This is a genomic window from Mesorhizobium sp. M7A.F.Ca.MR.148.00.0.0, assembly GCF_003997735.1.
In the GTDB taxonomy this organism is placed as follows: domain Bacteria; phylum Pseudomonadota; class Alphaproteobacteria; order Rhizobiales; family Rhizobiaceae; genus Mesorhizobium.
In genome coordinates this window covers 1-2,251 of sequence record NZ_RZTB01000248.1, presented here as the reverse complement: position 1 = coordinate 2,251, position 2,251 = coordinate 1, and the positions used below count along the sequence as shown (strand labels likewise).

3 protein-coding genes are annotated in these 2,251 nt (G+C 64.2%); all 3 read left to right on the top strand.

Features of this window, described 5'->3' with window-relative positions; all coding sequences use genetic code 11:
• Nucleotides 1–483 (top strand): FGGY-family carbohydrate kinase (locus EOB49_RS33615; protein WP_245472961.1); only part of this gene is annotated, 483 nt, incomplete at its 5' end.
• A gap of 146 nt (nt 484–629) precedes the next feature.
• Complete coding sequence (locus EOB49_RS33610; RefSeq protein ID WP_127320211.1) at nt 630–1,652, top strand: cupin domain-containing protein; 1,023 nt, start codon at nt 630–632, stop codon at nt 1,650–1,652.
• Nucleotides 1,653–1,780: 128 nt separating this feature from the next.
• Nucleotides 1,781–2,122, top strand: coding sequence for an excalibur calcium-binding domain-containing protein (locus EOB49_RS33605; protein WP_127320209.1), 342 nt, complete (start codon nt 1,781–1,783; stop codon nt 2,120–2,122).
• The last annotated feature ends 129 nt before the right edge of the window (nt 2,123–2,251 follow it).

Below are 2,251 nucleotides of genomic sequence, written 5' to 3'. Positions count from 1 at the left end.
CATGTGGTGCCGGAGTTTCTCGGCAACCGCGCACCTTTCGCCGACCCGGACGCGCGAGCGCTGATCGCCGGGCTCGATCTCGACACCAGCCTCGACAGCCTGGTCGGGCTCTATGTCGCCGGGGTCTGCGGGCTGGGCTATGGCGCGCGCCAGATCGTGCGGGCCGAGCATGACAAGGGCATTCCCGTCGACACCATCGTGGTCAGCGGCGGCGCCGGCCAAAGCCCGCTGGTGCGCCAGCTGCTTGCCGATACCACAGGCATGGTGGTGGTGGCGTCGACCTCGCCGGAACCGGTGCTGCTCGGCTCGGCGATGCTGGGCGCGGTCGCCGCCGGTGCCTACAAGGATCTGACGCGGGCGATGGCCGGCATGTCGGAACTCGGCGAGGTCTATCATCCCGATGCCACGCTGGCCGGCTGGCACGCCAAGCGCTTCGCGGCATTCGAACTGCTGCAGCAGGCCGGCAAGGCGATCAGGGGTTGAAGCGAGCGATTCCTGTCTGGCTTTGTCAGGAGCGTCGCGAACACCGCTTGGCGGTTTAGCCGGAAGCTGGCAGCTTTGTCCTGTCGTGGATCCTCTAGCAGCATGGCAGTGCGACGAGGGCAGGGGGACAGGACCAGGGAGGCCCTATGGCAGACGATAAAGCGCCCGTGCCATTCGCATCGGACAGCGTGCCATGGACGGAATGGTCCGATGTGCCGCGCTTCGGTGTGCGCTACCGGCATCTTTCGCTTGCCGCCCTCGGCGAGAATTACCATGTCGGCGTGGCGATCGAGGAACTGCCGCCGGGTAAGCAGACGTCGCCGGCGCATTACCATATTTTCGAGGAAGAGCATGTCTTCATCCTCGAAGGGATGCTGACCGCTTATGTCGGCGACGCTGCCTATGCCATGACGACTGGCGACTACATCTGCTTTCCGGCTGGTGCCGCGGCGGGGCATTGCCTCATCAACACCGGCGACGCGCCGTGCCGCTATGTCATCGTCGGCGAGCGCAACCCGAATGACGTGGTCGTCTACACGGCCTCCAACAAGGTCCTGGTGCGGGCGCTGGGCAGGCGCGCGATCTTCGACCTCTCGGCAACCCGAACTTACTGGGACGGCGAGAACACCGGCCTTGCCGCCGGCGATCCGCTGCCGTCGGATGTGATGTCCGGTATCACCAAACCCCCAGCCGTGCCGATCCCGCCTGTCGCCAGCGATGCCGTCGAATGGAAGGTCGAGGGCGAAGGCCCGCGGTTCGGCGGCCGGTCCAGGCATCTGACCTATGCGGCTTTGGGACTACCAGACTATCATGTCGGCATGCTGATCGAGGCGCCGGCCCCCGGCATGCGCCTGGCGCCCAGGCACTACCACATGCTCGAAGAGGAGCACGCGCTGATTCTGGAAGGGCAGGTGACGCTGCTGCTTGGCGAGGAGCGTCACGAGATGAAGGCCGGCGATTATGTCTGCTTTCCCGCCGGCCTGGCGGTCGGGCATTCCTTCCTCAACAGCGGTACGGAACCGTGCCGCTATCTGATGATCGGCGAGAAAAATCCCAACGAGGTCTGCGTCTATCCCGATTCCAACAAGATGGCGGTCGACGCCTTGCGCCGGCGCGACGGCATTTTCGACATGGGAGCTGTGAGGCGGTACTGGGACGGCGAGGCATAGAACTGGCGTTTCGCTATCCAATAGCCGCGCTCTGAACGCAGGAAACCGTTCGGAGATGACCGTTATTGCTACTGTACCTGGGTGACGCTAGTCTGGTTCGGGCACTCCAACCGGGGAGTTGGCGGGGAATGCTCCTGCCATTCTTGCGACGGCCTTCACCCTATCACCGTCGCCGCCTTGGCAGGCTGAGATGGGTGGCCTTGTTTGCGCCGTTCATTCTGTTGTCGGGCTATATCATCTATGGCTTCATCGGCATTCGGTTTGATACATCTCTCTCGGTGCTGAGGCACCTTGCGGCATTCCCGAACTGCACTGCCGCCCGTGCCGTTGGCCTCGCCTCTGCGCATAGGGGCGAACCTGGCTATTGGCCGACTCACGATGCCGACCATGACGGCATAGCCTGCGAGCCCTGGCACGGGACAAGCTCTAGTGGCGTCCGGGTCCATCGCTACTCGCGTACCGGCCCATAGCCTTGCCCTGGCCTCAAAGCTCCTTCTCCGCCAGCTCCCTGAATTCGTCGGGCACGGAGCGCGCCGCTTCCAGTGCCACCGTGCCGTAGCCGACCGCCTGTTTGCCGAAGCGTTCGCGGATCTTGTCGA